Origin of the sequence: Nostoc sp. (assembly GCF_036916975.1) — a bacterium.
Classification (GTDB): domain Bacteria; phylum Cyanobacteriota; class Cyanobacteriia; order Cyanobacteriales; family Nostocaceae; genus Nostoc.
Genome location: NZ_JBALFF010000026.1, coordinates 38894 through 62284, shown reverse-complemented (window position 1 = coordinate 62284; position 23391 = coordinate 38894). Strand labels below are relative to the sequence as shown.

General features: G+C 42.8%; 15 protein-coding genes and 3 pseudogenes. 9 read left to right on the top strand and 9 right to left on the bottom strand.

The window, feature by feature from the left end:
- The first annotated feature begins 282 nt into the window (after window positions 1-282).
- The 8 genes and pseudogenes from V7K73_RS04780 to V7K73_RS04745 all read left to right on the top strand — a co-directional run bounded on the left by V7K73_RS04780 (window position 283) and on the right by V7K73_RS04745 (window position 8487).
- On the top strand, window positions 283-699 hold the full coding sequence (locus V7K73_RS04780) for a hypothetical protein (protein ID WP_334877612.1): 417 nt from the start codon (window positions 283-285) through the stop codon (window positions 697-699).
- A 372-nt stretch (window positions 700-1071) separates the two neighbouring features.
- A complete protein-coding gene (locus tag V7K73_RS04775; RefSeq protein ID WP_334877610.1) occupies window positions 1072-2217 on the top strand; it encodes a hypothetical protein in 1146 nt (381 codons plus the stop codon).
- Window positions 2218-2365: 148 nt separating this feature from the next.
- A pseudogene (locus V7K73_RS04770) lies at window positions 2366-2908 on the top strand (IS630 family transposase); the annotation flags it as partial.
- 71 nt (window positions 2909-2979) lie between these two features.
- Entirely contained in the window at window positions 2980-3495 is a 516-nt protein-coding gene (locus V7K73_RS04765) for a phage tail protein (RefSeq protein WP_334877608.1), read from the top strand.
- Window positions 3496-3516: 21 nt separating this feature from the next.
- Window positions 3517-4134 carry a hypothetical protein gene (locus V7K73_RS04760; RefSeq protein ID WP_334877606.1) on the top strand — a complete coding sequence of 206 codons (618 nt, stop codon included), beginning with the start codon at window positions 3517-3519 and terminating at the stop codon, window positions 4132-4134.
- 33 nt (window positions 4135-4167) lie between these two features.
- Window positions 4168-4668 (top strand): CIS tube protein, encoded by a 501-nt coding sequence (locus tag V7K73_RS04755; protein WP_334877604.1) that lies wholly within the window; start codon window positions 4168-4170, stop codon window positions 4666-4668.
- A 106-nt stretch (window positions 4669-4774) separates the two neighbouring features.
- A complete protein-coding gene (locus V7K73_RS04750; protein WP_334877602.1) occupies window positions 4775-6697 on the top strand; it encodes a VgrG-related protein in 1923 nt (640 codons plus the stop codon).
- A gap of 333 nt (window positions 6698-7030) precedes the next feature.
- A pseudogene (locus V7K73_RS04745) lies at window positions 7031-8487 on the top strand (IS5 family transposase).
- Window positions 8488-8742: 255 nt separating this feature from the next.
- On the opposite strand, the gene V7K73_RS04740 reads toward V7K73_RS04745, so the two are convergent.
- The 9 genes and pseudogenes from V7K73_RS04740 to V7K73_RS04695 all read right to left on the bottom strand — a co-directional run bounded on the left by V7K73_RS04740 (window position 8743) and on the right by V7K73_RS04695 (window position 20216).
- Window positions 8743-9942 (bottom strand): DUF4159 domain-containing protein, encoded by a 1200-nt coding sequence (locus tag V7K73_RS04740; protein ID WP_334877600.1) that lies wholly within the window; start codon window positions 9940-9942, stop codon window positions 8743-8745.
- A 42-nt stretch (window positions 9943-9984) separates the two neighbouring features.
- Window positions 9985-11031 carry a phage tail protein gene (locus tag V7K73_RS04735; protein ID WP_334877598.1) on the bottom strand — a complete coding sequence of 349 codons (1047 nt, stop codon included), beginning with the start codon at window positions 11029-11031 and terminating at the stop codon, window positions 9985-9987.
- 90 nt (window positions 11032-11121) lie between these two features.
- A complete protein-coding gene (locus tag V7K73_RS04730; RefSeq protein ID WP_334877596.1) occupies window positions 11122-13332 on the bottom strand; it encodes a putative baseplate assembly protein in 2211 nt (736 codons plus the stop codon).
- A gap of 2 nt (window positions 13333-13334) precedes the next feature.
- On the bottom strand, window positions 13335-13751 hold the full coding sequence (locus V7K73_RS04725; protein ID WP_334877594.1) for a GPW/gp25 family protein: 417 nt from the start codon (window positions 13749-13751) through the stop codon (window positions 13335-13337).
- Window positions 13752-14125: 374 nt separating this feature from the next.
- A pseudogene (locus V7K73_RS04720) lies at window positions 14126-15228 on the bottom strand (ISAs1 family transposase).
- A 378-nt stretch (window positions 15229-15606) separates the two neighbouring features.
- Window positions 15607-16152, bottom strand: coding sequence for an FHA domain-containing protein (locus V7K73_RS04710; RefSeq protein ID WP_334877592.1), 546 nt, complete (start codon window positions 16150-16152; stop codon window positions 15607-15609).
- A 14-nt stretch (window positions 16153-16166) separates the two neighbouring features.
- Window positions 16167-18302, bottom strand: a complete 2136-nt coding sequence (locus tag V7K73_RS04705; RefSeq protein WP_334877590.1) for a substrate-binding domain-containing protein — start codon at window positions 18300-18302, stop codon at window positions 16167-16169.
- 46 nt (window positions 18303-18348) lie between these two features.
- Window positions 18349-19038: a response regulator transcription factor gene (locus tag V7K73_RS04700; RefSeq protein ID WP_334877588.1), complete on the bottom strand. Its 690-nt coding sequence runs from the start codon at window positions 19036-19038 to the stop codon at window positions 18349-18351.
- A complete protein-coding gene (locus V7K73_RS04695; RefSeq protein ID WP_334877586.1) occupies window positions 19032-20216 on the bottom strand; it encodes a sensor histidine kinase in 1185 nt (394 codons plus the stop codon). The genes V7K73_RS04700 and V7K73_RS04695 overlap by 7 nt, the downstream gene beginning before the upstream one ends.
- 916 nt (window positions 20217-21132) lie before the next feature.
- On the opposite strand from V7K73_RS04695, the gene V7K73_RS04690 reads away from it, so the two are divergent.
- The gene (locus tag V7K73_RS04690; RefSeq protein WP_334877584.1) at window positions 21133-23340 is read left to right on the top strand and encodes a hypothetical protein; all 2208 of its coding nucleotides are present in this window, start codon (window positions 21133-21135) and stop codon (window positions 23338-23340) included.
- The last annotated feature ends 51 nt before the right edge of the window (window positions 23341-23391 follow it).

Below are 23391 nucleotides of genomic sequence, written 5' to 3'. Positions count from 1 at the left end.
AAGTTTTTGGCTGGTGGTGGCATACTTTTTTCAATCGGCTCTGCATTTATATTATGCAGCTTAAATGCCGATTAGCTTATTGATGCTGTCATGCAAGTGGCTCGCAGAACTCAAATTCAGCATCTACAGTCATATATCGATTCTCTGAGACTTAACTGGGCAGATTTGTACGAAGGACTTCTAGAAAAAAAGTAAGTTCGGGAAAATCCAATTCATTCTCGTGTTCAATACGCGAACACATTTTCTCTATTTTTACCTTCTATTTTCCTTAACCGAGCAGTATTGTGTCATGAAGGTACTTGTTCCGCCGCGTCCGTCGCCCAAAATAAAAAATCTTTAAATTCTGCGATCGCTAATCAAACTCAGGGGCAGGTAGAACAGGGTTATTCTGCTACGTTGTTGGTTAAAAATTCAGTTTCGGGTGTAGAAGTGAAAGGCACTCATGAGGGTGAAAGTTCCGCCGCGCCTGTCCCCAGTGCTGAGAAATGGTCGCATGAGGCGATTGTAGCGAGGTCAAGTGTACGACTGGAGCGTATGCAAAAACTCAAAGTAGTGGCGAATTCGGGGCAGAATCCGGGGTTTGACTTTTTAGCAGGAGAATTTTTAGAAGATTTGAAACCCGATGCCATAACACTGGCCCTGATAGAAAATACACGCTTTACTTATTTAGGGTACTACTTAACATATTTAATACTCTAAAGAAATTTATTTACATCACTTGACCAATTATTCTGTATTCTTCGCTACAAATTTATATGCGCTTACCCTGCTATTATGCAACGCCATGTGAGGAAATCAAATCAGACTTCTGTCTGATCTTTTCTGCTTTAAACTTTCCTTATATAGAGTTATATAGTCTATATCTAAGTAGTTGCTTAAAAGTATGACTCTTTGTTTTCTGCGTTTCTCCCTCTGCTCCAATTTGAGATTATCTTCTTTTAACGTTGTGCTAATTGGATAGGCACTCACAAGGCTGCAAAACCAACCAATATTTTCTAGGCTTGTCGTCTAAAAAATAAATGTTTATTGATGTCTTAACCTATACACTTAATCCTTATGAGACAGCACTCTATGCAGAATCCATCCAACGATCTTAACCCTTCAGAGCAAAAGTTACGGGAGGCACTCGAACAGGTAAAAGTGAGCGAGCGCATATCGCCCCAGCCTGAATGGATCGGGACTCACTCAGTCAAAACTCCATTGGTCAGACCTTCTCAGACTGCAATAAACACTGACATCAACGCAGAAGCATTGTCAGCACAAATTTCTGAAGATGTGACGATCGTGCAAGTCGCAAGTCCTTTTCCAAAAGCAGAAGCAGGAAATGACAAGACCATTTTGCAAAGACTACCGAACCCAAGCCCCCAAGACTCTCCTTTTTCAGTAGTATTGGTCGATCATGTATCTCTCTCACCCCAAAAACCTGGAGTGGTAGAACGGATCGGCTCTTCATCCCAACCTACCCAAACTGTTGAACCAGTAAGCCTTACGCCAAATCCCATTGCTCAATTTTCCTTAGAGAATGATTCTAAAAATCTTAATGCTGCTGGGGTTGCTGTAGTTCAAAACCATGACAACACCATTGTCCAATATTCAGATTCGGTCATTCAAAACCTAACAGATTGGACAATAGTCCAATACTCGGACTCAGCCATTCATAATCCAGCAGATCGAACGGTTTATCAACCAATGCGGCCATTGTCTACCGAGCTGGATCAAACGGTTTTTCAATTAAGGATGCCCCAATCTTCAGTGTTGATGCCTGCGGAGATTGTACCAAAAAATCGGGCGCATGTTCAACTATTCCATCCAAGTATTTTTCAGGACATCTTTCGGACATCAGGCTCGTTTACCTCGCGCTTTATAAGTATCACAGGGCAATTTTTTGATTCAATCTGGAGGAAGATTAACCTAAAGCAACTACAATCTCGTTTTCATCTAGGCAGGCAGCTAGCTGTGGTGAAGACTTTAGAACAGCCATCTTCAAGCCGCATCAATCGTTCTCCATATAATGTGATGGTTTCAGAAGAGCCGCCTAGCTCGGAGCAGTATCAAAAAAAACTGCGGGAGTTGGATCTTTGCCGACTTTCTTTCGCCAAAGAGTTAGCTAGAAATGGTAAATTTCGCAATGCGATCGCTATAGCTGAAGAAATTTCTGAGACGAGCCACTTTTTTAAGGATTCCCAGAGGCTAATTCAAAGTTGGAAGCAATTTTAAGGAACTGCCTTTGAGGATTTGAAATGCGACGTTTGTCTATTCTTATTCTTCATTACCCACTCTAATATGGGCTTACACCCACGGAAATACAGGCATATAGGTAGGGGTAGCGGTCGTCTTAGCTTGTCCTTGGTAAGTTAACACGTAAAAAAAAACTTATGGTTATCAAGAACGAGATGAGGTGAAACGACAAGAATTTAGAGAATAAATAGAGATGTATAAACCAGAGGAAATAGTCTATGTAGATGAAGCTGGAATGGATAATAGAGAAGATTATGGCTATGGTTGGAATGAGAAAGGTCAGCGATTTCATGCACTTAAAAGTGGGAGAAGACAAGGACGAGTTAATATGATTGCCGCATATTGTAATGGAAATTTATTTGCTCCATTTACTATTGAAGGAGCTTGCAACAGAACGGTATTTGAGACTTGGCTAAAAACTTGTTTAATACCAACGCTCAAACCTGGACAAATAGTGATTGCAGATAATGCTACATTTCATCGCGGTGGACATATTAAAGAATTAATTGAAGCAGCAGGCTGTCAATTAAAATATTTGCCATCCTATTCACCCGACCTTAACAAAATTGAGCGGTGCTGGTCATGGTTGAAAAGTCGAATTCGTAAACAGCTAATTCAATTTGACTGCCTTCGGAATGCTATGGAAAATGTTCTTCGTACAGCGTCCTAACCGTCTTGGCGGCTGCTATATCAAAATTCAAAGAGAAAGAATCGGTAACTCTAGTACAGGAAGACAATAAAATGGCTACACAACAATCCAATTCTCACGTTGAGAACTACGTCACAACCAACCGATTCTATATAGAAATTGGGAAAAATATAGTTGCCTCATTTTCAGAATGTTCAGGCATCAGTATTGAGGTGGAAAAGGAGGTATATCATGAGGGTGGCGTAAACGAGCAGCAAAGAATTAGTTTAGGACAAACTCGTTTTTCAGATATCACACTAAAGCGGGGCACAACTGACGACGCTACCTTTTCGGAGTGGTTAAGCGAATTATTTGAGCAAAAAACGCGGCGACGCAACATCAATATTGTGACATACAACCAAGCTGGGGAAATCATGAAGAGCTGGTGCCTAATTGGTGCTATTCCAGTGGGGTGGAAACTCCCTAGTTTAGAGGCTGATGGCAATACGGTTGCAGTTGAAGAATTAACTTTAGCCTTTGAGGGTTTGAAAATTGGGAAGCAGTCTGCTGGTGGCGATGCAGTCTCTAGGGATGCGAAGGGATATTTTGGTGAAAGCACCTGGAAATGAACGTAAGTTGGAAATTTAATCATGAGTGAGTTCCCTATTGAGTCCAAATCGTCAGAAGCGCCGTTAGAGCGCTCTGACGATAGTGTAGACAACGAAGCAGATTTTAAGACGGTTCATGACCTATTGTGGCAGCTCAATCGCAGTAATGCTGCCAATACATCAACCGATCAATCGACACAACACTCTAGTATTCGAGACTTACTGGCTTATGATAACGATCGCTATGACCAACGTACTAAAGCTCTGTCGCTAACCGAAGACTTGACGCAGCTTCCACCAGGTACTTTTGCACCCCAAAACCCCATAGTTGAGGAAGTACTAACTCCAGCCGTCAATAGTGTTCAACAAGCAGCAGAAGATTTAGAGTTGCTTGCACAGATAGTTTGCGATCGCATCAGTCTGCGTCTAAATCTTAACATGGAACGTAACGGCTTCCATCAAAGCAACCACGTATTTTCACGGCAAACGATTGCAACCCATCAAATTGACTCTGCACAGATTGGCCAATCTTCCTCCAAATCTAGACAGGCAACAGATGTACTGGAACGGCTAGCTCAGGAAATCGAACAGCTTTTGCACAATCGTCTAATCCATGAGCGCGAGCGACGGGGACGATCTGTAGGCTGTTTACCCTGGTAATTGTAATGCATTCAAAGAATTGAGGAAAACGCAATGAAACTTGAAAAAGCAAAGCTGATGGTTCATAGTGACCCCAGCGGACAGGCCAAAGATATTGAATTCATGTTTAATCCATCAGAACTTGATTTCACTCGGCGAATAATTTGGGATAGTGATGTAGGCAATCGGGGAAGCACTTTATTGCCAAAAGTTAATTTTTCTGGCGTAGAACCTTATTCGTTTACATTACAGAATTTGTTATTTGATACTTATGAAAAAAAGACATCTGTTCTTAAAGAATATATTAACAACATTAAAAAGGGTGCAACGGCTCGTAGCAATTCTCTTACTCGCCCGCCAGTCTATATCTTGACCTGGCACGATAGTTATTTTCACTGCGTTATGACGAGTTTAAACTATCGACTCACGCTATTTCTGGCTGATGGCACCCCGGTTAAAGCGATCGTTAATATTGCGCTCGAAGAAGTTGATCCTGAAAATATACCGGGGGGAAAGACACCTATAACAGGAGCCATTGATAAAAGATTTCCCTAAATTCTAAAACTTGCTAAAGGTTATCTCAATCCCAGAATTTCCCTATCCCACCTGTCAAGGGAACAACCTCTAAATTTTTGCCTAACAACACTGAGAGTATCTTCCAATGTCTACCAAAAATAGTCAAACCCTTTATTTATCCAAGCCTATACTCAAACTGGGTGGAGTCGATGCCCCGGATGACCTAATGGGGGACATTATAGAGATCGTTGTGGATGAAAGCTTACATACGCCAAGTATGTTTGTCATCAAAATTCATAATGTCTATGTTGCCGCAAGCGAGGACAGCGAGCCTTGGAAAAACGAAAAGTACTTTAATATTGGCGATCAAATTTCGATTGGATTTGAGGCTGCTACAACAGAAGATCCGGAATTTTTGTCGTATGGAATAGAGGAGCGGTTAATTGAGGGCGAAGTTACAAGTATTGAAGTCAAATTTACCAATACATCTGAAGCCCCGATCATCGTGCGCGGCTATGACTTTTCCCATCGACTGCATCGGGGTCGCTACAGCAGATCTTTCTTAAATTGTACGGATACCGATATTGTGCGACGTGTTGCTGAAGAAGCGAGAATTAAAATTGGTCAATTAGATGCGAGTGGTGTCACCCATGAGTATGTTTTTCAAGAGAATCAAACTAATATGGAGTTTCTGCGGGAGCGCGCTGCAAGAATAGGATTTGAACTCTTTGTGCAGGACAAGAAGCTTTACTTTCGCAAGCCCAAAAGTGGAGAACTTCTTGAGCTGGAGTGGCTTAAGGATATTAGGAGCTTTGATGTAAAAGTTACCAGTGCTGAACAAGTCAGTTCGGTAGAGGTTAATAGCTGGGATTATAGTAATAAAGAGTTAATCTCAGAAACCGCTTCAAAGGAACAGTTGGTCACGGAGACGGGAAATGGCGATGGGAGCAGCATCAGTCAAAAGTTTAAAATGAAAGAACCTCCTAAAATGATTGTCGTAGACCAACCTGTAAATACTCCAAAAGAAGCAAAACAGATGGCTCAGGCACTTTGTAATGAGCTAGGCGGAGAGTTTGTGACTGCTGATGCCAAAGCTGGGGGAAACGCTAAAATCCGACCGGGCAAAGTGGTTACACTTGAAAATATGGGAACTCGCTATAGTGGCAAATACTACATAACAGGAACCTGTCACCATTACATCCATAGAAATTACACAACTGATTTTACAGTTCGAGGGCTGAGAGAAGGTAGCTTACTTTCTACACTGCCGCCCAAAACCCATCTTCAGCCTGGTCAAACTCTCTTAGTGGGTCTGGTAACTAATAATAAAGATCCAAAAGGTTGGGGGCGCGTTAAAGTAAAATTCCCTACCTTAAATATGGATGATGAAAGCCATTGGGCTAGGGTGGTAGGGCTAGGAGCAGGCAATGAAAGAGGATTTTATTGCTTGCCTGAGATCGAGGACGAAGTTCTGGTTGCCTTTGAGCATGGAGATATTCATCGACCCTATATTATTGGTGGAGTTTGGAATGGTAAGGATAAAACAGTTGAAACTGTGGATGACACAATTCAAAACGGTCAAGTCAGACTACGTACCATAAAAACCCGTGCTGGTCACATAGTAAAATTTGTTGATGATGATAAAGGTACTGAAAATCGAGGATATTATGTCCAAACTGCAACTGGTTCTGGCCATTGCCTCAGCTTTAATGATACACAAAAATTTATCGAAATACAGACTGCTCAGGGGCAAACCATCACTTTGAATGACATTGATGGCAGCATAAATGTCAAAGCTAATACAATGATTAATAATACTGCTCCTCTTTCTATAGGTTTGGAATCTACTACAATTACTATGAATGCAGGTGGTGCAATTGCTATTGATGCAGGTGGTGCAATTACTCTAAATGCAGCTGGTGCAGTTGCTATTGATGCAGCTGGTGCAATTACTATGAATGCAGCTGGTGCAATTACTATGAATGCAGGTGGTGCAATTACTCTGACTGCAGTTGGTATAATTGCGCTGAATTCTACTCTAGTCGAGGCAGATGGCATACCTATTTAGGTATAGAAGAAAATTCCCAATTTAGACTGCTGAATCCTTTTTTACAAGTGCATAAGTTAATTTATGTCACAGCTATTAAAAACTAGAAAGATATATTCTCAAGCTATCGTTACAAGGTGAATTCGTGTGACGAGAACTTGACAATATAGCTTGATTCAAAATAGGGCAACATCTTCCGATGGGAAATAAAAGATTTAGTCGAATAAACCTCTAAATAGGGCTTGCTGATTAAAGCTGAAACCCTTATATAAATAGTGATTGAAGTCTATAAATGGGAAAAAAGTGCAAGAAAATCAGGTAAAATGGCTCAAAACCCTAACATCAGTATAAAAAATGTATAGAAAAATTGAGACCCCACCCACCCCAATAGAAAAGTTTGAACTGCCATTTGAGGGGAAATTGGCAGAGGATAATAGATGGGTCATGATGGCTAATTTAATTCCTTGGTCAGAATTTGAAGATGAATATGCTCAACAATTTACGATTGAAATGGGGGCACCGGCAAAGTCCTTTCGGACAGCTATCGGAGCTTTAATAATCAAAGAAAGATTGGGATTAAGTGATAGAGAGACAGTAGAACAAATAAGAGAAAATCCTTATTTACAGTATTTTATAGGGTTGAATAGGTATAGTAATGAAGCACCATTTGAAGCATCAATGCTCGTCCATTTTAGACAAAGAATAGATATTGGATTAGTTAATAGAATGAATCAGAGTATGGTCAAGAATAGTCGAGAGGAAAAAAGTGAAGAAGGAAATGAAAAAAAGTTATTAGCAGTGGAGGAGAAGAAAAAATAAATGAAGAAAGAAATCAAGGTAAATTAAAGTTAGATGCAACCTGTGTACCAGCAGATATTAAATATCCGACAGATTTAGGATTATTGAACGAATCGAGAGAGCAAACCGAAGAAATAATAGATATTCTGTATGAAGAATTAGATGACAACGAAAATAAAAAACCCAGAACTTATAGAAATACAGCTAGAAAAGAATATCTAGACGTAGCGAAAAAGCGACGACCATCGAAAAAACAAAGAAGAAAATCTTTAAAGAAACAACTACAATATCTCTTAAGGAATCTATCATATATAGATAGGCTATTAGCCTCTGGAGCCAAGCTGGAGTGGCTGAGTGGCCAAAAATATAAAATACTATTAGTGGTAAATGAAGTATATCGACAACAATTATTCATGCATGAAAATAGTCTTTCTCGTGTTGACGATAGAATAGTGAGTTTAACACAACCTCATGTCCGTCCAATCGTGAGGGGAAAAGCTGGTTCATCAGTGGAATTTGGAGCTAAGTTATCAGCTAGTTGTTACGATATGTATTTTTAGACCGGATTAGTTGGGATAATTTTAATGAATCAGGTGACTTAAAGGCACTTTTTAGTTGCATTTAAAACTGCAACAGGATACTACCCAGAATCAGTACATGTAGACCAGATTTATCGAAACAAAGAAAATCGAAAATGGTGTAAAGACAGAGGAATCAGAATGAGTGGTCCAGCATTAGGACGACCACCAAAAAATATTAGCAAAGAAACCAAAAAGCAAGCGCAATTAGACGAGAGAGACCGTAATTGCATTGAAGGTAAATTTGGAGAAGCAAAAAGAAGATATAGTCTCGACCGAGTGATGACCAAACTTTCTAATACTTCTGAAACAGCCATTGCTATAACTTTTTTAGTAATGAATCTTTCCGCATTACTGCGGCGGATTATTATGACTTTTTTTGTATCTATTTTAGAAAAAATACAGTATTTCCTATTTTTAGATTTGGGTGATTAGAAAATATTATATTTGCTCAAATTGGTTCATATAATAAATTATTTTTTCACTTACAAGCATTGTTAATTGATTCTTGATCTGGCTTAAATACGACTTTTTCAGCAAGCCCTAAATATAATAAACAATAGCAAGTGGTTTGCGATATTTTATCGGGAACCACTTTCATTTTCCTGAAAAGTCAGATCCCAGAATATCTCCATCAGGTTTATTTTTATATACTTCTTCACTTGAAACCCTTAATCTTACTGGGTTCATTTATACAACAGTGCCCCCTTCAGACTGTAAATCGATCATCTGTTTGCGTTTCCAAGCAAAATGTAGGATATTTATCCCTAACTCTTGAGCAGTTCTGATGTCAGTTCGCGATCGCTGCAATTCTTCATCTAAACCCCATAATCCGCCCAGATTGCCGATCGCTAGAATAATTCCCCCGCCAGACAAGAGTTGAATTCTAGTTCCATCCATCACTGGCAACGCAGAAAATAGAAACGGCTTTACCCGCAAGGGATGGTCGCGGCGGGCTTCTTGTAAAGACTTTAGTGGTGTCTGCAAATGTTGAGCTAGTGCCTGGACTGATTGAATCAGTTCTGTACTTTCAACGGAGGCATCGACCAGCAAAGTGCCCCCCGACTTCAGGTAGCTTTCAAGCTTCGAGAATTGATGGTTGTTTAACGATAAACTCTGATACCCAGTCATATATAGCAGTTCGTAGGGATGGATATCTCCATCCCAAGTGACTCGATCGACAGTTTCTGCACCTTTTAAGGATGGATAGATATCTTCAACAGCACGCAGTAAGTAGGTGAGATTGAAAAAATTTCGGCTACAGTCTGGATCATCAGAGTTAATTTCAGCAATTTGAACCAAGCCTTCGGGTCTTGCCTCGGCTTGACGGCGATAACGTAAATCTAAATCGCCGTATCCCGGAAAAAAGACATCGGCAGGTGTGCGGAGCATTTCCTGCTGCGATCGTCGCAGCAGAATACGACAAAGCTCCACGTCTGAACGTTCAGGGGGACGGCTTCTCTCGTCAATTCTGAAGGTTTCCTGTACAACTTCCCGATCGGGGCTTCCCCCCAGTTGATCGGGATCTCGATACTGAGCAACCAAATAAACAGTGACAGGTTCCGACTCCTTCAACTCGGTTGCGATCCGAAAATTGATTTGATGAGGCACAACAATCGGATTCCCTTCTAAATCGATGGCAATTCCCGGCTGAATTTGCACCCAGCGATTATCTCGATATTGAGCGGCAACTTCTTCTGGGGCTAGAATTACCCGTACTCCTAACCCGCAAACAATCCCTGGCTGATTGATTGACTGATAGTGAAGATTTTGGCGTTTGCGCTGATAGTCATGGGCGCGTTGCCAACGCTCGGCAGTTAGGAGCAAGCCATCTCTAACTTGTTGGCGCTGCATAGGGGCGATAGTAGGGTTTGGAAAAGGATGACCCACAAAATTTTCTCCAATTCGATTAAATAAGTTTTAGGTGAATGCTCAGTAATGGTCTGTTTCTATCCGCAGGCTGTAGGAGCAGAATGCAGGTTTCTCCTGATCGATTATTCGCCGAACGAGCTGCTCATCAATTGGTCTGTTTGGCTGGCCGCGCAAGCGGACATCAAAGTGATAGGGCTTGCCACCGCCTATAACCGCATCTGCTCCCACGTAGGCTAATCCAAATACACATCCAAGACCAAAGGGTTCGGTAATGCTAATTGATTTATCTTCTTCCCGGTCAATTTGTTCATCAAGCGGTAAACCCGTATATAAATGTAGATAAAATCGAAGTCCCTTACGGGTTCCACGACAGCGATAAATTTCTACGGCGCGTCGAATGAGCCGCCTTTGATGGTTTAAATCTAGCTGTGTATCAATTGACCAGTCCACCCAGTGAGCTAGAAACGGCAGGAGCGCCTGAGGTGCAGTTAACGGGTCTAGATGCGCCCACATTGAACTGAAGCTATTCACTACCGGATCGAACGCTTGCTCAAAGATTTTGATGAAGCGATGAATGTAGTCAACTTCTTGATAGACTATCGGCAAAAAAGCAGTATATTTGCTCCGCGGTCGAACATTTAGCTCAAAATTGGATTCTTGAATCGGATCTGGACTTGACCCTTGACTCAGGCTTTGATTATCATAAATCGACAGACAACCTCGAAAGTTGAGTTGGTTTCCCTTGCTCCCCTGAAGGGCATCTTCACCCTCAAAAAAATCGTGAGGAATCAGAAACCATAAGTCAGCATGTCTGCTTTTCTTGGCAGCTAGTTCTAGCGTTACGAGGTTGATAGCAGCCCCCATTGTAGTGCATGACAGTTGCGCCACTGAGTTCTGCTCTGGGGCTGTCCCGAATTCAGGGGCGCTGTCAGCATCCGTCTGCACCTGACACCATTTCAAAGGGAACGTCCCATCTAGCTTTAAGGTGAGGTTTTGAGGTTGAGACTCCCAGTTTTTAATCTCAAGGGCAACCCGACAGAGTTCTCCCGGATGAACCACAATTTCAGATTGCTGTTGCGAACCTTCTGTGGCTTCAGATCCAAGCATCCGACTGCCTCCTTGGGAGGTGGTCGCAGAAATCTGCATGGGAGAGATATGAAAACTGGCTGATCTGGAGGTAAGTACTGGTACCATACCCTAAATCCTCATGGCAGATTGGTCTGTGAGAACATTTACACTATGTCCTGTGCGCGACTGCGGATCTGCCCAGGAGCAAAGTAAACCCAAAAAGCCGGGATCTATGTAGTTTACAGGCGTTGTTTGTCGCTGCCAAGATTCCCCATCTTTTTGAATAGGAAACAGCAAGATAGCGCCCAAATATTGAATCCCTGCTATTTGCTGAAGGAGAGCCATTATGTCTGACGGATAAAGGGGGCGACCAAAGGGCCAGCCTGTCATCTCTGGGCCGCCAGTTAAAGGATTGAGGTAGCGATAGAGGGCGACTTTGATTTTGTGGATAATCTCGGCTTGAGCGCTTGCGTTGTTATAGGCAGGCTCTAGAGTGACTTCGGCTTGAACTGATACGCCAAGATAATTGGGCTGCTGTAGCTGCAACTGAATGCCTAGCAAACGTCTTTCATCTAGATAGTGCAAGACTCGATCGCGCAGAGTTGAATTTAAATTGAAGTTGTCTGGAGCAATTCCGTGTCCTAAGTCAATCAGATCGGTATTGGCTTGAGGGACGACGCACACGCTGACGCTCCCGGCAGTTTGGCTAGCAGACATCGGTAAGCATAATGCGCGGGCGATCGCACCGCCGCTGCCTTTGAGAGTTAAGGCTTCAAAATCTGAAGCAGTAACGGCTCGATCGTGCGATCGCAGCATTTGAGGCGCTCTCAAGACGGCCTGATCGAGAGACTCGGCATTAGCACCGTTGACGGCAGCATGATAATTGGTCACGCGGTCTACATAAGGAATTGCCGTCTTCAGAAAATTCAGCGTGTTTGCCTGCACGTTTCCTTGCTTACCGCCCCCGGTACGATAGGTAAACATAATTTCAGCACCACGGGGAGGAATTGCACCATACTGTTGCTCAATCATTTCAGCCTGAAAGTCTCGACTAGGCGATCGATCTGCTGGCAGCACTTGCTGTAGATAAGAACGAGTTTGCGTTTGCTTCTTAAGCGTTTGAGGTTCGCGAATCAATGGCCCAAACTGAATAGTGCCTGCCAATGTATCAATGACATAATGCCGATCCTGGGGTTTTGATTCAGCAAAGTCTTCAACCTCCTGCCAGATTTCGGGGGGCTTCCCAACAGGAAGAACAAGCAGTTGCTCCTCTCCCCGGCGCTCCAGAATAGGCGCAGTCTCAACTTCAAAGCTCTGCCCCGGCTTTCCGTTGCTGATACCTAATATTTCCTCCTGGATCAGAACACATTGACTAGTCTGCACCGATCCGCCAATAGTACGCATCGCAATTGTTTTAATTCGAGGAGAATTTGAATATCTCGGCTGGCGTGCGCCAGATTCGATGAGGGTGCAGCGAATCCAACGACCTTGGTAAGCATCAAAACTAGATGTAGGCCAGCGTTCGGGCAGATGTAAAATCACATCACCGCTCTGCTGTGAGCGATCGCCATTTCTTGTATTCTCGTTAAAGCTAAAGCCATTGGTGGTGTCGTCTGCTTCCTGCAAAAGTACCTTTATCCATGACTCGCCGTCCCAGGCTTCCCAACTGCGGGGAGGATGGTTTGGATCGATGCCTGTAGGCGTACCTTGTGACCCTGTGAAGGCGATCGCCAAAACATTTCCTTCTAAGGGGGTATCAGGCTCAATCACCAGATAAAAGCTATTGCCAGACTGCGGCTTTTGTGGAAATAGGTTGAATTCGTGAGTCACTGCAAGACCATCATCTTCATGGTGCCATTCCCCGGTGTGGTCATGGAGCGATTGAGGAGTATTACCGGCCTCTGGTGCAGACAATATATGTTTTAAGGTCGGTTGAGCGATCAACAGGTCTCGATCGGTGGTAAAAATAATAGCTTCTTGAGTTTCAGTGCGCTCTGTTGCAACTTCTGTTCCGCGTAAAATGGTGTAGTTTTCTAGTAAATGAGTGCTGAGGTAGAAAGTCAGCCTAACTTGAGCTGGGGTCGGTGGCTGTAAACGGATTCCCAATAGTTCTAGAAAGGCTATATAGTTTTTACGGGGAACCTGATTGAATCGCATCAGCATCTGGTCGGTGAGCCAAGCAAATAGCTCGACTAAAGTAATACCAGGATCGCTGAGATTGTGATCTGTCCACTCTGGACAATAGCGAGGAATACGCAGTAGGCATTCTTCTACTAAATCGTCAAAGTTGCGATCGTCCAGACGAGAACTGGGAAGCCGAGGTAAAAAGTCAAAATTCACGATTACTCCTCCTCTGAAGCTAAATAGAACGGGTAGACAAAACTGTAAGGGTCGGGATGAGATTTGAGGCGATAGTCAATGATAATATTGACACGCCCAGCGATCGTGTCGGGATCTGCGCGAACTTCATCAACGTCAATTCGAGGCTCCCATTTTCGTAATGCTTCCAGTACGTAGATTTTAATTCTTAATAAAGTATCGTTATTTATGGGGGCAAAAGCTAGTTCTGATAAGCGACAGCCAAAATCAGGACGGTAGACACGTTCGCCTAAATCAGTACGCAAAATTAACCAGATTGCCTCTTTGACTTTCTGAGCTTCAGCACTCAGCTTGAGTCCTCCCTGCACATTGCTTTGCAAGGGGAAAGACAAGCCTGTACCTAAATATTTATATAACGACTCATTTATTAGGTTTGCCATCCTCATTGTCCCTAAACTTCGCTTATAAAGTTTAGGATATCTAGCGATCGGAGAAATTATATCAGCCGAAGGTCTATATGCTTAGAAAAGGACTGAAAGTACACTATAAATGTACCCTAAAACTAAAATCGAAATGCTCAAGCCAAACAAGAAAACAAATTAGAAGGAACTATCTTAAAGTCGCAAGTAAATTGTTTGGTAAAGAGATACACTCTAAATTACTGTATTTAATATATGCATTATGGCTATTACATTTCATGATCTGTGGTGTGATTAGCTAGCATAGATTTTACCTTGGTCTACTTTAAATATGCACTTGTGCTTGAAAAAATAGAAATGTTTATTACTTTTGTATTGGAGGATATTATGCAGGGCTATTTCATTCTAAAAAGCCCCTTGAGTGTGTCTAATCCAAAAGAACATAAACGTTGAGCTTGTGCCATATTATTAAACATATTATCCCGGTATAAATTGAGTGAAAAATTACGAGCAAGTGCAAATATTTGGGTCAGAGGGGTAGTGCGAATTCTGGATGCATCTTCACCTTGGGCAACGTCACGGACGTAGTGGACTTTATTTTCAACACCCCAATATCCTCTAATTCGTTCAGCTATTTCTTGAGCAGTTTCACTTAAAGATGAAATATAATAACGAGTTTCATTTGTTACTTCAATGACATTATGTGTGAAAACCTGACGTTCTGATTTGACTTGAATCAAAGTGGTAAGTCCGGGCCAAGGGCGAATATCATCAAGATTTTGACAAATACTCACATGACGTTTTTCAACTCGACCATGCCCTTTATTTATCTGCTGATAAGTAGATTCTGCTAAAAAATTCTTTTTCACATCTTTAAATAAACCCAACTGATTACCTTTTAAAGCACCGATATAATCATTCCCGCTTTCTATAATCAACTCGCAAGTTTTTTTTGAGTATTAATTGCATCAAATGCAAAGACAACTCCCTTAAGAGCAAGCTTTTCAATTAATTTGGGCAAAGCTTTAATTTCGTTGCTTTTGGCATCAACTTCCCAGGGTTCTAAAATTAATCCTCGTTCTACAAGGTAAGCGCTGACCAACATAATTGCTGGGTGAGAATTAGAATGCAGATTATCATTTTCAACTTGATATGAGTGCTTGAGGACTTTACCATCCATAGCTACAGTTTCCCCAAGGACTGGTTTTATGTCAAAAAAATTCGCAAGGCATACGGAATATTGCTCATGACTTATGTGTAATAAAGTACGACGGACTGTACTGTAAGAAGGTAGCCTATTTTTTGTGGGTTTAAAAAGCTCGATCAACTCCTCGCGGTAGCTTGAAATCCAATCTCCAATTGCTAAAAATCCTTTATTTCCTGCGGCGATCGCCAATGTGAACAGTGCTAGGCATAATGGAAGATTATGTCGCTGTCCAGTGCGGCGGCGGGGGTCTTTTATATCTACAAAAGCTTTTATAATTTCGATTTCAGACACAGTAGTAGATGCAATCTTGTAGGATTTGCGCTGGATTGTACCATATTGTTTCTACATTTAGAATGAAATAGCCCTGGCTCCAATATGGTTTTCTAACTTTTTGGAGAATGACAAGGTTTATCCAACCAAACGTGAAACTCTGTGACGTAAAGTACAGTTAAATCTCTCAATGCCGTTAGTTTTAGCACTGGTTTTGCTAACGGCTTTTTGAATTACGAAACTATTGCAAAGAACAGAGCGATCGCTCTGTTCTTTAGTGTTTAATAATATTTCAAGCACCCTGGCTTTTGTTTTATCTAAGAAGAAAGTTATAAGACTAATATTCTAACTCTAGATTCACGCGCTAACTAAACAAAGATGAGTTTCGTGCATCGCCATTTAATTTGAAGTATGGCTCAACTCAATTTGCAAGCAAATCAACCCATCCTGACCTAGTTGTAATTTGTCTCCATGACTCAATGGATGAGGTGCTCCACGAGGTAATAATTTATCATTGAGATAGCTACCGTTTCGGCTATCATCAACAATCATGTAAGCTTGTCGAGCAATATCCCAGTAGAGATGAGCATGGGTACGAGAGATGATACCTGCATGGGGCAGCCCTGTTAAATCGATTTCAGGGCGCATTCCGTTAGAGAGATTTTGACGACCGATCGTGCCAGACTCCCTAAGCAATAGAAAACTTTGTTCGCTGGGATGAAGCAATTTCAACTGAGGACGTTCCTGACTATTGATTTTTGATGAAAGCTGGGGCGAAGGAGCCGAGGTTTGAGTATAGCGGGCTGCTGAGGCTACCATAGCAGGGGGTTGTACTGCCTGTGCTAAGGAAGTACCGCACATTGGGCAGATTTTAGCGTTGTGCGGCAGTACCTGATTAAAGAAAGAGCAGCTTGGCTCTGGACAACGATGAGTTTGGATTGCCATAGTAATTGCGCTCCCTAACGATTCAGAATAGATGACGATAATGTGTAGTTTTTAGGTACAGTTTGTAGCGGCACAAGACCCGCTTGCTGAAGGAGATACTGCCCATCTTGAGTTTTGAGAAAATTAGCAAAGAGTGGCCCTGATACATTCCCAGGCAAATTATTATCTCTAGGATAGGCAATAATCAATGGTGCGCTGAGTGGATAGGTTGCTGTATGAAAAGCCGATATATTAAGTAAGGGCTTTTTCTCTAGACAGAGATTGTCTGATGGAGAAATAGGTTGCATTGTGCCGTTAGTAGTCTCTTTTAGCAGGGGCTGTACTGGGTCTACATTTTCTTGGGCAATAGCTAGGGGGTAAATCTTGCATTGATCCCAGGTTTGGGCTAATAGTCCAAAACTAATTGAGCCAGCTTCAGTTTTTTGTGCCTGCTTTTCTCCAACTGCGATGGAGCGCAAGGTATTAAAGGTTGAACGTTGCTCAATCTTGCTAAATTGGGCAATCAGACTCGGATCGTTGCCTAAAACTTTTTGTTGGAACAGGCGTAACGCTTCAGGTTCCATCGGTCGATAAGGTTTGATCGGTAGGTCAGGAAAATCTGAACCTAGTTCCTTCCAGTTGGTAAGTTGCCCTGTAAAAATTTGCTGCAATTGGGCAAGACTGATCTTGCCTTGCAATGCACTTGGTAGATTTTGACTTTTATAAGCAGGTACATAGACTAAAAGACCATCGTAGGCGATCGTTTCCTGAATTAACCCTTCGGGTAATTGGGTTGATAAACTAGCGATCGCAAAATTTGCATTGGCGTTCGCTTCGAGAACTTTAGTAAGGGGAGACTGTTGAGGGGCATGAGTTTGGTAGTTAAAAATAGCTGCCATATCCAACTTGGGCTGGGTCAGCAACGCCCTCATTTTGCGATCACTCGCGGGCTTCTTGTCTAAAACTATTGTCCAAGTTCCCAGCGCTTCTCCCGTATAAGGATACTGTCCTGGCTGAATCCCATTAACATCTGCAAAGGATGGCAAAAGATGCTTAAAGCTAGCCGTCTCTGCATCAGAATTTGACATAGATCGGGGCAATAGCAACCACAATAGCCCTCCTAATAGAGGCAAAGCAAGTAAACTCAAAAGCCAATACTTTCGAGATTTCGGTTTCCCTGGAGATTCTGGGTTAAAATTTCCATAAAAACCAGCAGCCGTTTCAGGTTGAGGCAGTTTAATCAAAACCTGACGCGCCTCTGCCGCAGAGTTGAACGGGGTGTCTAACCCTAGTAAACGATGCAGAAAATCTCTCAGAGGCGGATCGTCCTGGGGCCAATGTTGAGCCTCGCGCGGATTTAGCGGTGCGTCAGAACCAGAGTGAATCTCTTGAGCCGTCCAGAGAGCAAACGCGACCGATCCAAGATCGATTAAGTCTTGTTCCGGTAATAGCACCTGGCGCGGGGCAGGGACAAAAAGCTGCTCCCAGGATGCCAGATCGCAGGCATAGACGTAGCCGCTATCACTTATGAGCAGACTCTCAAGCCCCAAGTTACCGTGGGCAGTTCCTGAACCGATTGCAACAGATGCAAAACTCGATGGCTGACTATGGAGGAAATGTAACGACTGCAACGTTTGATTTAGGACTTGTCGCACTTGTGATGCAGAAAAGGCTCCTGTCTCTCTCAAAGCCTGCTTCAGGCTAGGAAGTGTTGCGATTTCGCCTGAAAAAATCAGATAGACGCGATCACTCGATGGATCTGCAATGGTTTCTGATGGACTGACCAATCGAAATTCCCGACCCTTCGCGGTGGTCAAATTGCCCTTTGCTACTTGACCCAAGGCTGTTCTGCGCTGTTGTGCTTCTACAGCATTAAAATATTGCTTAGGTAGTAAATACTCTTTCACCACAACGGATTGACCATTACTGATCTGAGTTCCTCTGTAAAGCCGTCCCATTCCCTGAGACCTAAGTATTTCAGAAATGCGATAAGTACCTAAGCTACCCCGGAGTTCAGTTTGAATTGGTAATGTAGTGGGGAATCCGCATTCCAGACAAAACTTAGCACCCGGTATTTTCTCAGTAGTTTCTATTGGCTTTCGACAGCCCAGAGGTGCATTTTGGGTACATCGGTAGAATTTAGCTAGTGCATTAGAATCAACAATAGGCATAGAATCTTCTCGGTAGTTAGGGCTAAACCAAAATGATTGAACCCAATTACGACTGAACCAGATTCATCTTGATGGCTGCTACAATAGCTTGTGTCCGACTTGTTACCTGTAGCTTCAGAAAAATATTAGTGATATGAGTCTTAACAGTAGACACTGAAATGTAGAGTTGCTTTCCAACTTCTTCGTTTGAGGCTCCTTGAACGAGCCAATATAAAACATCGCTTTCTCTCTCGGATAGGGTGCAGGGCTGACCGATCTGTGAGGGTAATGAGGCTTGGGCTTTTTGGAATTTTCTAAAAAACCCAGTGGCTACTTCAGGTGGTAAATAAATTTGGTTCTGCATAATAGTAGCGATCGCATCTAGCAACTGCTGTGAAACCTGACCCTTAAATACATAGCCATCCGCCCCCGACTGCATAGCTTGATAGATCCAGTAGTCTTCTTGATGACCTGATAGAACAAGGGCTTTACTCGATACATTGCTGTCTTGGAGCTGCTGTAATAGGGAGAGGCCATTTCCCTCAATTAATTCCATGTCAATCAGAATTAGGTCGGGAGTATGCTGCTCGGTAAGGGATAAAGCCAGAGCCGGACGATTCGCTTCCCCAATCACTTTAATGGCTCGATCCTGAATCTGGGAGAAGCTCAGGAGGGTTCTGATTCCAGCCCGAAATTGATCGTCGTCATCAACTAAAAGCGTTGATAGGGTTTTAGTTTGTTCTACTGGGGTTAACATACAGCGTTGTCCTCTGATAAGTTAATGGATGGAATCAATCGAGGTAGGCTTATCGAAAATTCTGCGCCTTTTTTGGGGGCATTTTTTGCCCATAGTTTCCCTCCGTGGTCAAGCACAACTTTTTGGGCAATAGCTAATCCTAAACCTGTTCCCTCCGAACGGCGGGTATAGAAAGGCTTAAACAGCTTCTGTAAATCCTCGGAGGATAGACCGGGGCCTTCATCTCTCAAGGTCAATAAAACATCGCCCTGCTGCTCTTGCCAATCAATGAAAATTTTTGCGCCTTGGGGACTAAAATGAATAGCGTTACTCAATAAATTGCTGATAGCTTGTTTAATTTGGAGTGGATCGAGTTTTAAAATAAGTGTGCGATCGCTGCAACAAACCTGAATATCTTTCTCCGAAATCCAGCCTTGAAATTCTTCCAGTGTTTTATGGACGAGGCTACGAATATTTTCCGGTACAATCTGCAAATTTTTACTACTTGCACACTGCACGATCTCAGTGAGAGTTTGATTTAAGCCGTGAGCAGTCTTGCAAATGACTGAAGCTTGTTCTTGCTCCTTACTCGGAGCCAGAAGATGACTAAGGTTATGGGCATAGAGACTAATTAAACCCAAAGGATGACGTAACTGATGCCCCACTCGTTGAACAAGATGCTCTAAAATTTGAATCTTCTGGCGGTGTTGCCAGTTTTGTTGATGTTCGTCTAAATATTCACCGATACTAGCAGCCGTTCGCTTGATGAATTGCCGTTGAGTATGAGACAAAGGCCCTTTGGCAAATAATAGTAAGTATTGATTAGGCTGACTTGATTCACCAAAATGACAATAATAAAAGCCTTTTTCTATTGTCTCTACATCAATCGGCTTTAATGCTAGAGCGGATGAAAGATTACCTAACCAACCTTCGGTCTGTAAGTAAGCTAGGGTCTCTTTCGCAAAAGAAAAAGGCATTTGAGAGGTTTCAATAACTTGTTGGCGATCGGACATCTGCGGAGCTTGATAAACCACTTTCGTCCATTGAATCTGCGGTTGAGCTGCCAGTTGCTCCATCTGTAGCTGCAAGAAATGCTTTAGTTTCCGGGTATAATACTGGGGAGTCCCCTTTTCTGACTGAGGACTCAGATTTTTTAAGAGTTTGAGACCTATGCCTGGGTTATCTGTGAGACTATCCATAACTTTTCTCCAAATTATATGCTCTACTTCTGGTTCTGTTGCAAAAAAGGTTGTGTCGCAAAAGTGAATCAGATGGTAAGGTAGTAAAGCCTTCTTGTTGATAATCAGTTTCCTATGAGGGAGCAGTGCGATTTTGTGAAATGCTAAAAATTAGGCTATAAATCACCTATTTAATAGATTGCAGCTATATAGCTGTCTTTATTAAAAATCTAACTTTTAACTGAGAATTAAAAACCGATTTAACAAAATCGCATTGTTCCCTTAATCATTTGGGCGTTTTCAAGATTTCTTACTTGGAATTGGTAAAGTAAGAAATCCAGTGAATGCAGTCAGTTTATGTTGTGATTGACAATTAGGACTTCAAGCGATGTCATCTCAATTCCGTAATTCTGTTGAAAATTTTGCACCTACTAAAAGAAGCTACGGTAGATATCTTGTGGGGGGACAAACTTATAACAAAAGTATGATCCAAGATTTTTACTAAACAGCAGACCTCTTGCATAAATCCAAAATAAGAACCCCACCTCGCCAAAGCTACGGTTTGTCTCCCCTACCCGCAACCCCTCATCGCTTGCGGGTGGGGGGTTAGGGACTTTTGCAAGAGGTCTAGCCTGTTTAAAATCAGGAAATGAAAGAAACTTATCCAGATGAATATTGTTCATAAAATTTTGACAATAAATTGTTATTAGCGATGTTTGTGAGCAAGCATAACTAACGAATTCAAGCCAAAGCCGAACTTACGCTTCTGTATCACTCATTGGGATAACTCAAATCAGAATATGCAGCTTTTAAGATGATTATTGATGTTTAGACTAAAAAATGACAAAACGACCTAGAGTGAATTAGACAGAAGTCGGATTTATTCCAATCAAAGTTGTTATTCAATATTAAAACAGCCCAAATATTTCTTTTTACTATGCTTGCCAGCTCAATTATCGATGCTAGCCTGACCGCACAAAATATAGCCTTTCGCCCCGGTGGGCCATCGGTTTCTTTTGGTGTTTCGGTGATCAACCGCAGCAATCAGTTTGCGTCGTTTCAACTTGAAATTAAAGCGGCGGGAGCAGGCGAGCAGAGTAACTGGTATCACCTTTCTCCAGATGTATCTGCCGCGAAATCACCGGGCGATCGCACTGATTTTCAAGTTGAGATTTTAGACTCTCCCCTCCCTGATTTCGTCGGGATCGTCAATCTAACGGTGCGGATTTTTTCGCCCCAGCTCTCTGAAGAACGACGATTAGTTCTGCGATTAACGTTAGAACCTAACGGTGAATTAAATCTACTGCGGATCGGACTACCTACCAAGCGGTTTCAAGTTTATCCTCGTAACGTCGTTGATATTCCCGTGACTGTCAAGAATGTAGGGTCGCAGCCTTCAGAAGTGCGCTTGCAGTGTGCAGAACTTGAGTCGTCCTGGCTAGTTGGTAGCTGTGAACGGTATATAGAAATTCCAGCAAATGGAGAGACAACAGCAACTTTCCAATGTCACCCCCCTAGAGCAGATCGAGTTCCAAGCCGCGATTATCTCTTTATTATAATTGCCAAAAGTCATGTGGGTTCTACCGTTGAAGTACAAGGGATTTTAGAAGTTTTACCCGTTGGGTTCATGCAGTTTGAAGTCCAGCCTCAGCAGCAGTGTATCCCGACTAAAAGACCCTGGCTCCCCAATTGGCGATCGCGTAGCAGTACCTTCCAATTGATGTTTAAGAACAATAGTAATCTGTTGCAAACACTCGATCTTGAAGTACGAGGCCAAGACGCGAAACGATGCCAAATTGAGGTTAGTCCAGAAAAACCCGTTCTGCCATTGGGAGAAATAACTTCTATAAACCTAACCTTCTCTCCCCGTCGTCCCTGGATCGGCTGGTCGCAAAAACTCAAGTTTGAACTCAAGCCTTGGCTATCAGACCCAAGATTAGGGAGTAGCGATCCAGCAACCCAGATTTTATTCTTAAAGGTTTTCCCAATCGTACCTCTATGGTTATTAGTGGCATTGTTCTTAATAATTGCAGCTGCTGTGTTTGTACCAAGGCCCATCACTCATCTTGCTGGCGTTAATGCCGTGCGACTCAGTGGCACGAGTGGCAGATCGCCGCTTGTAATGAGTGCCTCAGACGACTGTTCAATTCGCACTTGGGGCGTGACAGATTGGGGAACGCTAACCGCTCAGGGTGCTTTGAGCAAGGGGACGTTAGCCAAAACTTGCACCGATGTTCAACCTAACTCTTCCCAAGGACTTTTTGCGATTACTCAGCAAGCAATCCGATCACTAGCATTAATTCCGGTGAAAAATAATCAGGTCTTTGCAGGTCTAGAGAATGGAACCGTTCAGGTCTGGGATATCAACACTGGCAAGGGACTCTATACGCTCAAAGACCCCAAAGACCAGACAAGCGATCGCATTCTGGACTTGATTTTTACTCGCAACTCTCTGACGCTATACACCAGCTATGGGAGCGGAACCATTCGGAGTTGGCAAAGGCCGAGGGATGTCCATTTTGACTCAAAGCCTACCAAGGTTTTGAAGGTGCCTGATCGCTTCGCATATCAAGCCTGGTCTTTAGCACTCAGTCCAGATGAAAAGATCCTTGTGAGTGCCGGACAGTTTAAGCGGCTTGTCTTGTGGGATGTCGCAAACTCGCAACCTCGGCAGCTAAGGCTCTCAGACAATGCTCAAAATCGCGGAGAAAACGACTTTTTTTGGAATGTCAGCTTTGCGCCCAATACTCCTATCCTAGCAGCCTCTGATTCTGATGGTTACGTTACTCTTTGGGACTTAAGCCAATGTCAGAAAGCAGCGCCAAAGGGGTCCCCTAAAGAGCAACTTCCTCAGCAAAGCTGCGAACAACGGGCGAGGTGGCAGGTTTCAAAAACATCGGTTCGCAGCATTTTATTTACTCCAGATCAACGATGGCTTGTGAGTGCAGGCGATGATGGTCAGATCCTGGCCTGGCGTCTGACCGCAAAGGTCACTCCCGATCTGACTCAAAAACCGAAGCAGATCGCAACCCTGTCCAGCAGGATTACTTCCTTAGACTTAATTGCTAAAGACCAGGGAGTTTGGATTGCGAGTGGCTCTGATGATGCACAAGTTCGCCTCTATCGCTTTAACCCAGATGAATAAAACGTTTTGCTACCGATAATAGAACTTTTCAAACATCCTCTGAAGCACTCG

Excerpts from the sequence above, each read along its gene's own strand:
- V7K73_RS04775 (WP_334877610.1), top strand. The coding sequence starts at position 1,072 with ATGCAGAATCCATCCAACGATCTTAACCCTTCAGAGCAAAAGTTACGG.
- V7K73_RS04765 (WP_334877608.1), top strand. The coding sequence starts at position 2,980 with ATGGCTACACAACAATCCAATTCTCACGTTGAGAACTACGTCACAACC.
- V7K73_RS04760 (WP_334877606.1), top strand. The coding sequence starts at position 3,517 with ATGAGTGAGTTCCCTATTGAGTCCAAATCGTCAGAAGCGCCGTTAGAG.
- V7K73_RS04755 (WP_334877604.1), top strand. The coding sequence starts at position 4,168 with ATGAAACTTGAAAAAGCAAAGCTGATGGTTCATAGTGACCCCAGCGGA.
- V7K73_RS04750 (WP_334877602.1), top strand. The coding sequence starts at position 4,775 with ATGTCTACCAAAAATAGTCAAACCCTTTATTTATCCAAGCCTATACTC.
- V7K73_RS04735 (WP_334877598.1), bottom strand. The coding sequence starts at position 11,031 with ATGCTTGGATCTGAAGCCACAGAAGGTTCGCAACAGCAATCTGAAATT.
- V7K73_RS04725 (WP_334877594.1), bottom strand. The coding sequence starts at position 13,751 with ATGGCAAACCTAATAAATGAGTCGTTATATAAATATTTAGGTACAGGC.
- V7K73_RS04710 (WP_334877592.1), bottom strand. The coding sequence starts at position 16,152 with ATGGCAATCCAAACTCATCGTTGTCCAGAGCCAAGCTGCTCTTTCTTT.
- V7K73_RS04705 (WP_334877590.1), bottom strand. The coding sequence starts at position 18,302 with ATGCCTATTGTTGATTCTAATGCACTAGCTAAATTCTACCGATGTACC.
- V7K73_RS04700 (WP_334877588.1), bottom strand. The coding sequence starts at position 19,038 with ATGTTAACCCCAGTAGAACAAACTAAAACCCTATCAACGCTTTTAGTT.
- V7K73_RS04695 (WP_334877586.1), bottom strand. The coding sequence starts at position 20,216 with ATGGATAGTCTCACAGATAACCCAGGCATAGGTCTCAAACTCTTAAAA.
- V7K73_RS04690 (WP_334877584.1), top strand. The coding sequence starts at position 21,133 with ATGCTTGCCAGCTCAATTATCGATGCTAGCCTGACCGCACAAAATATA.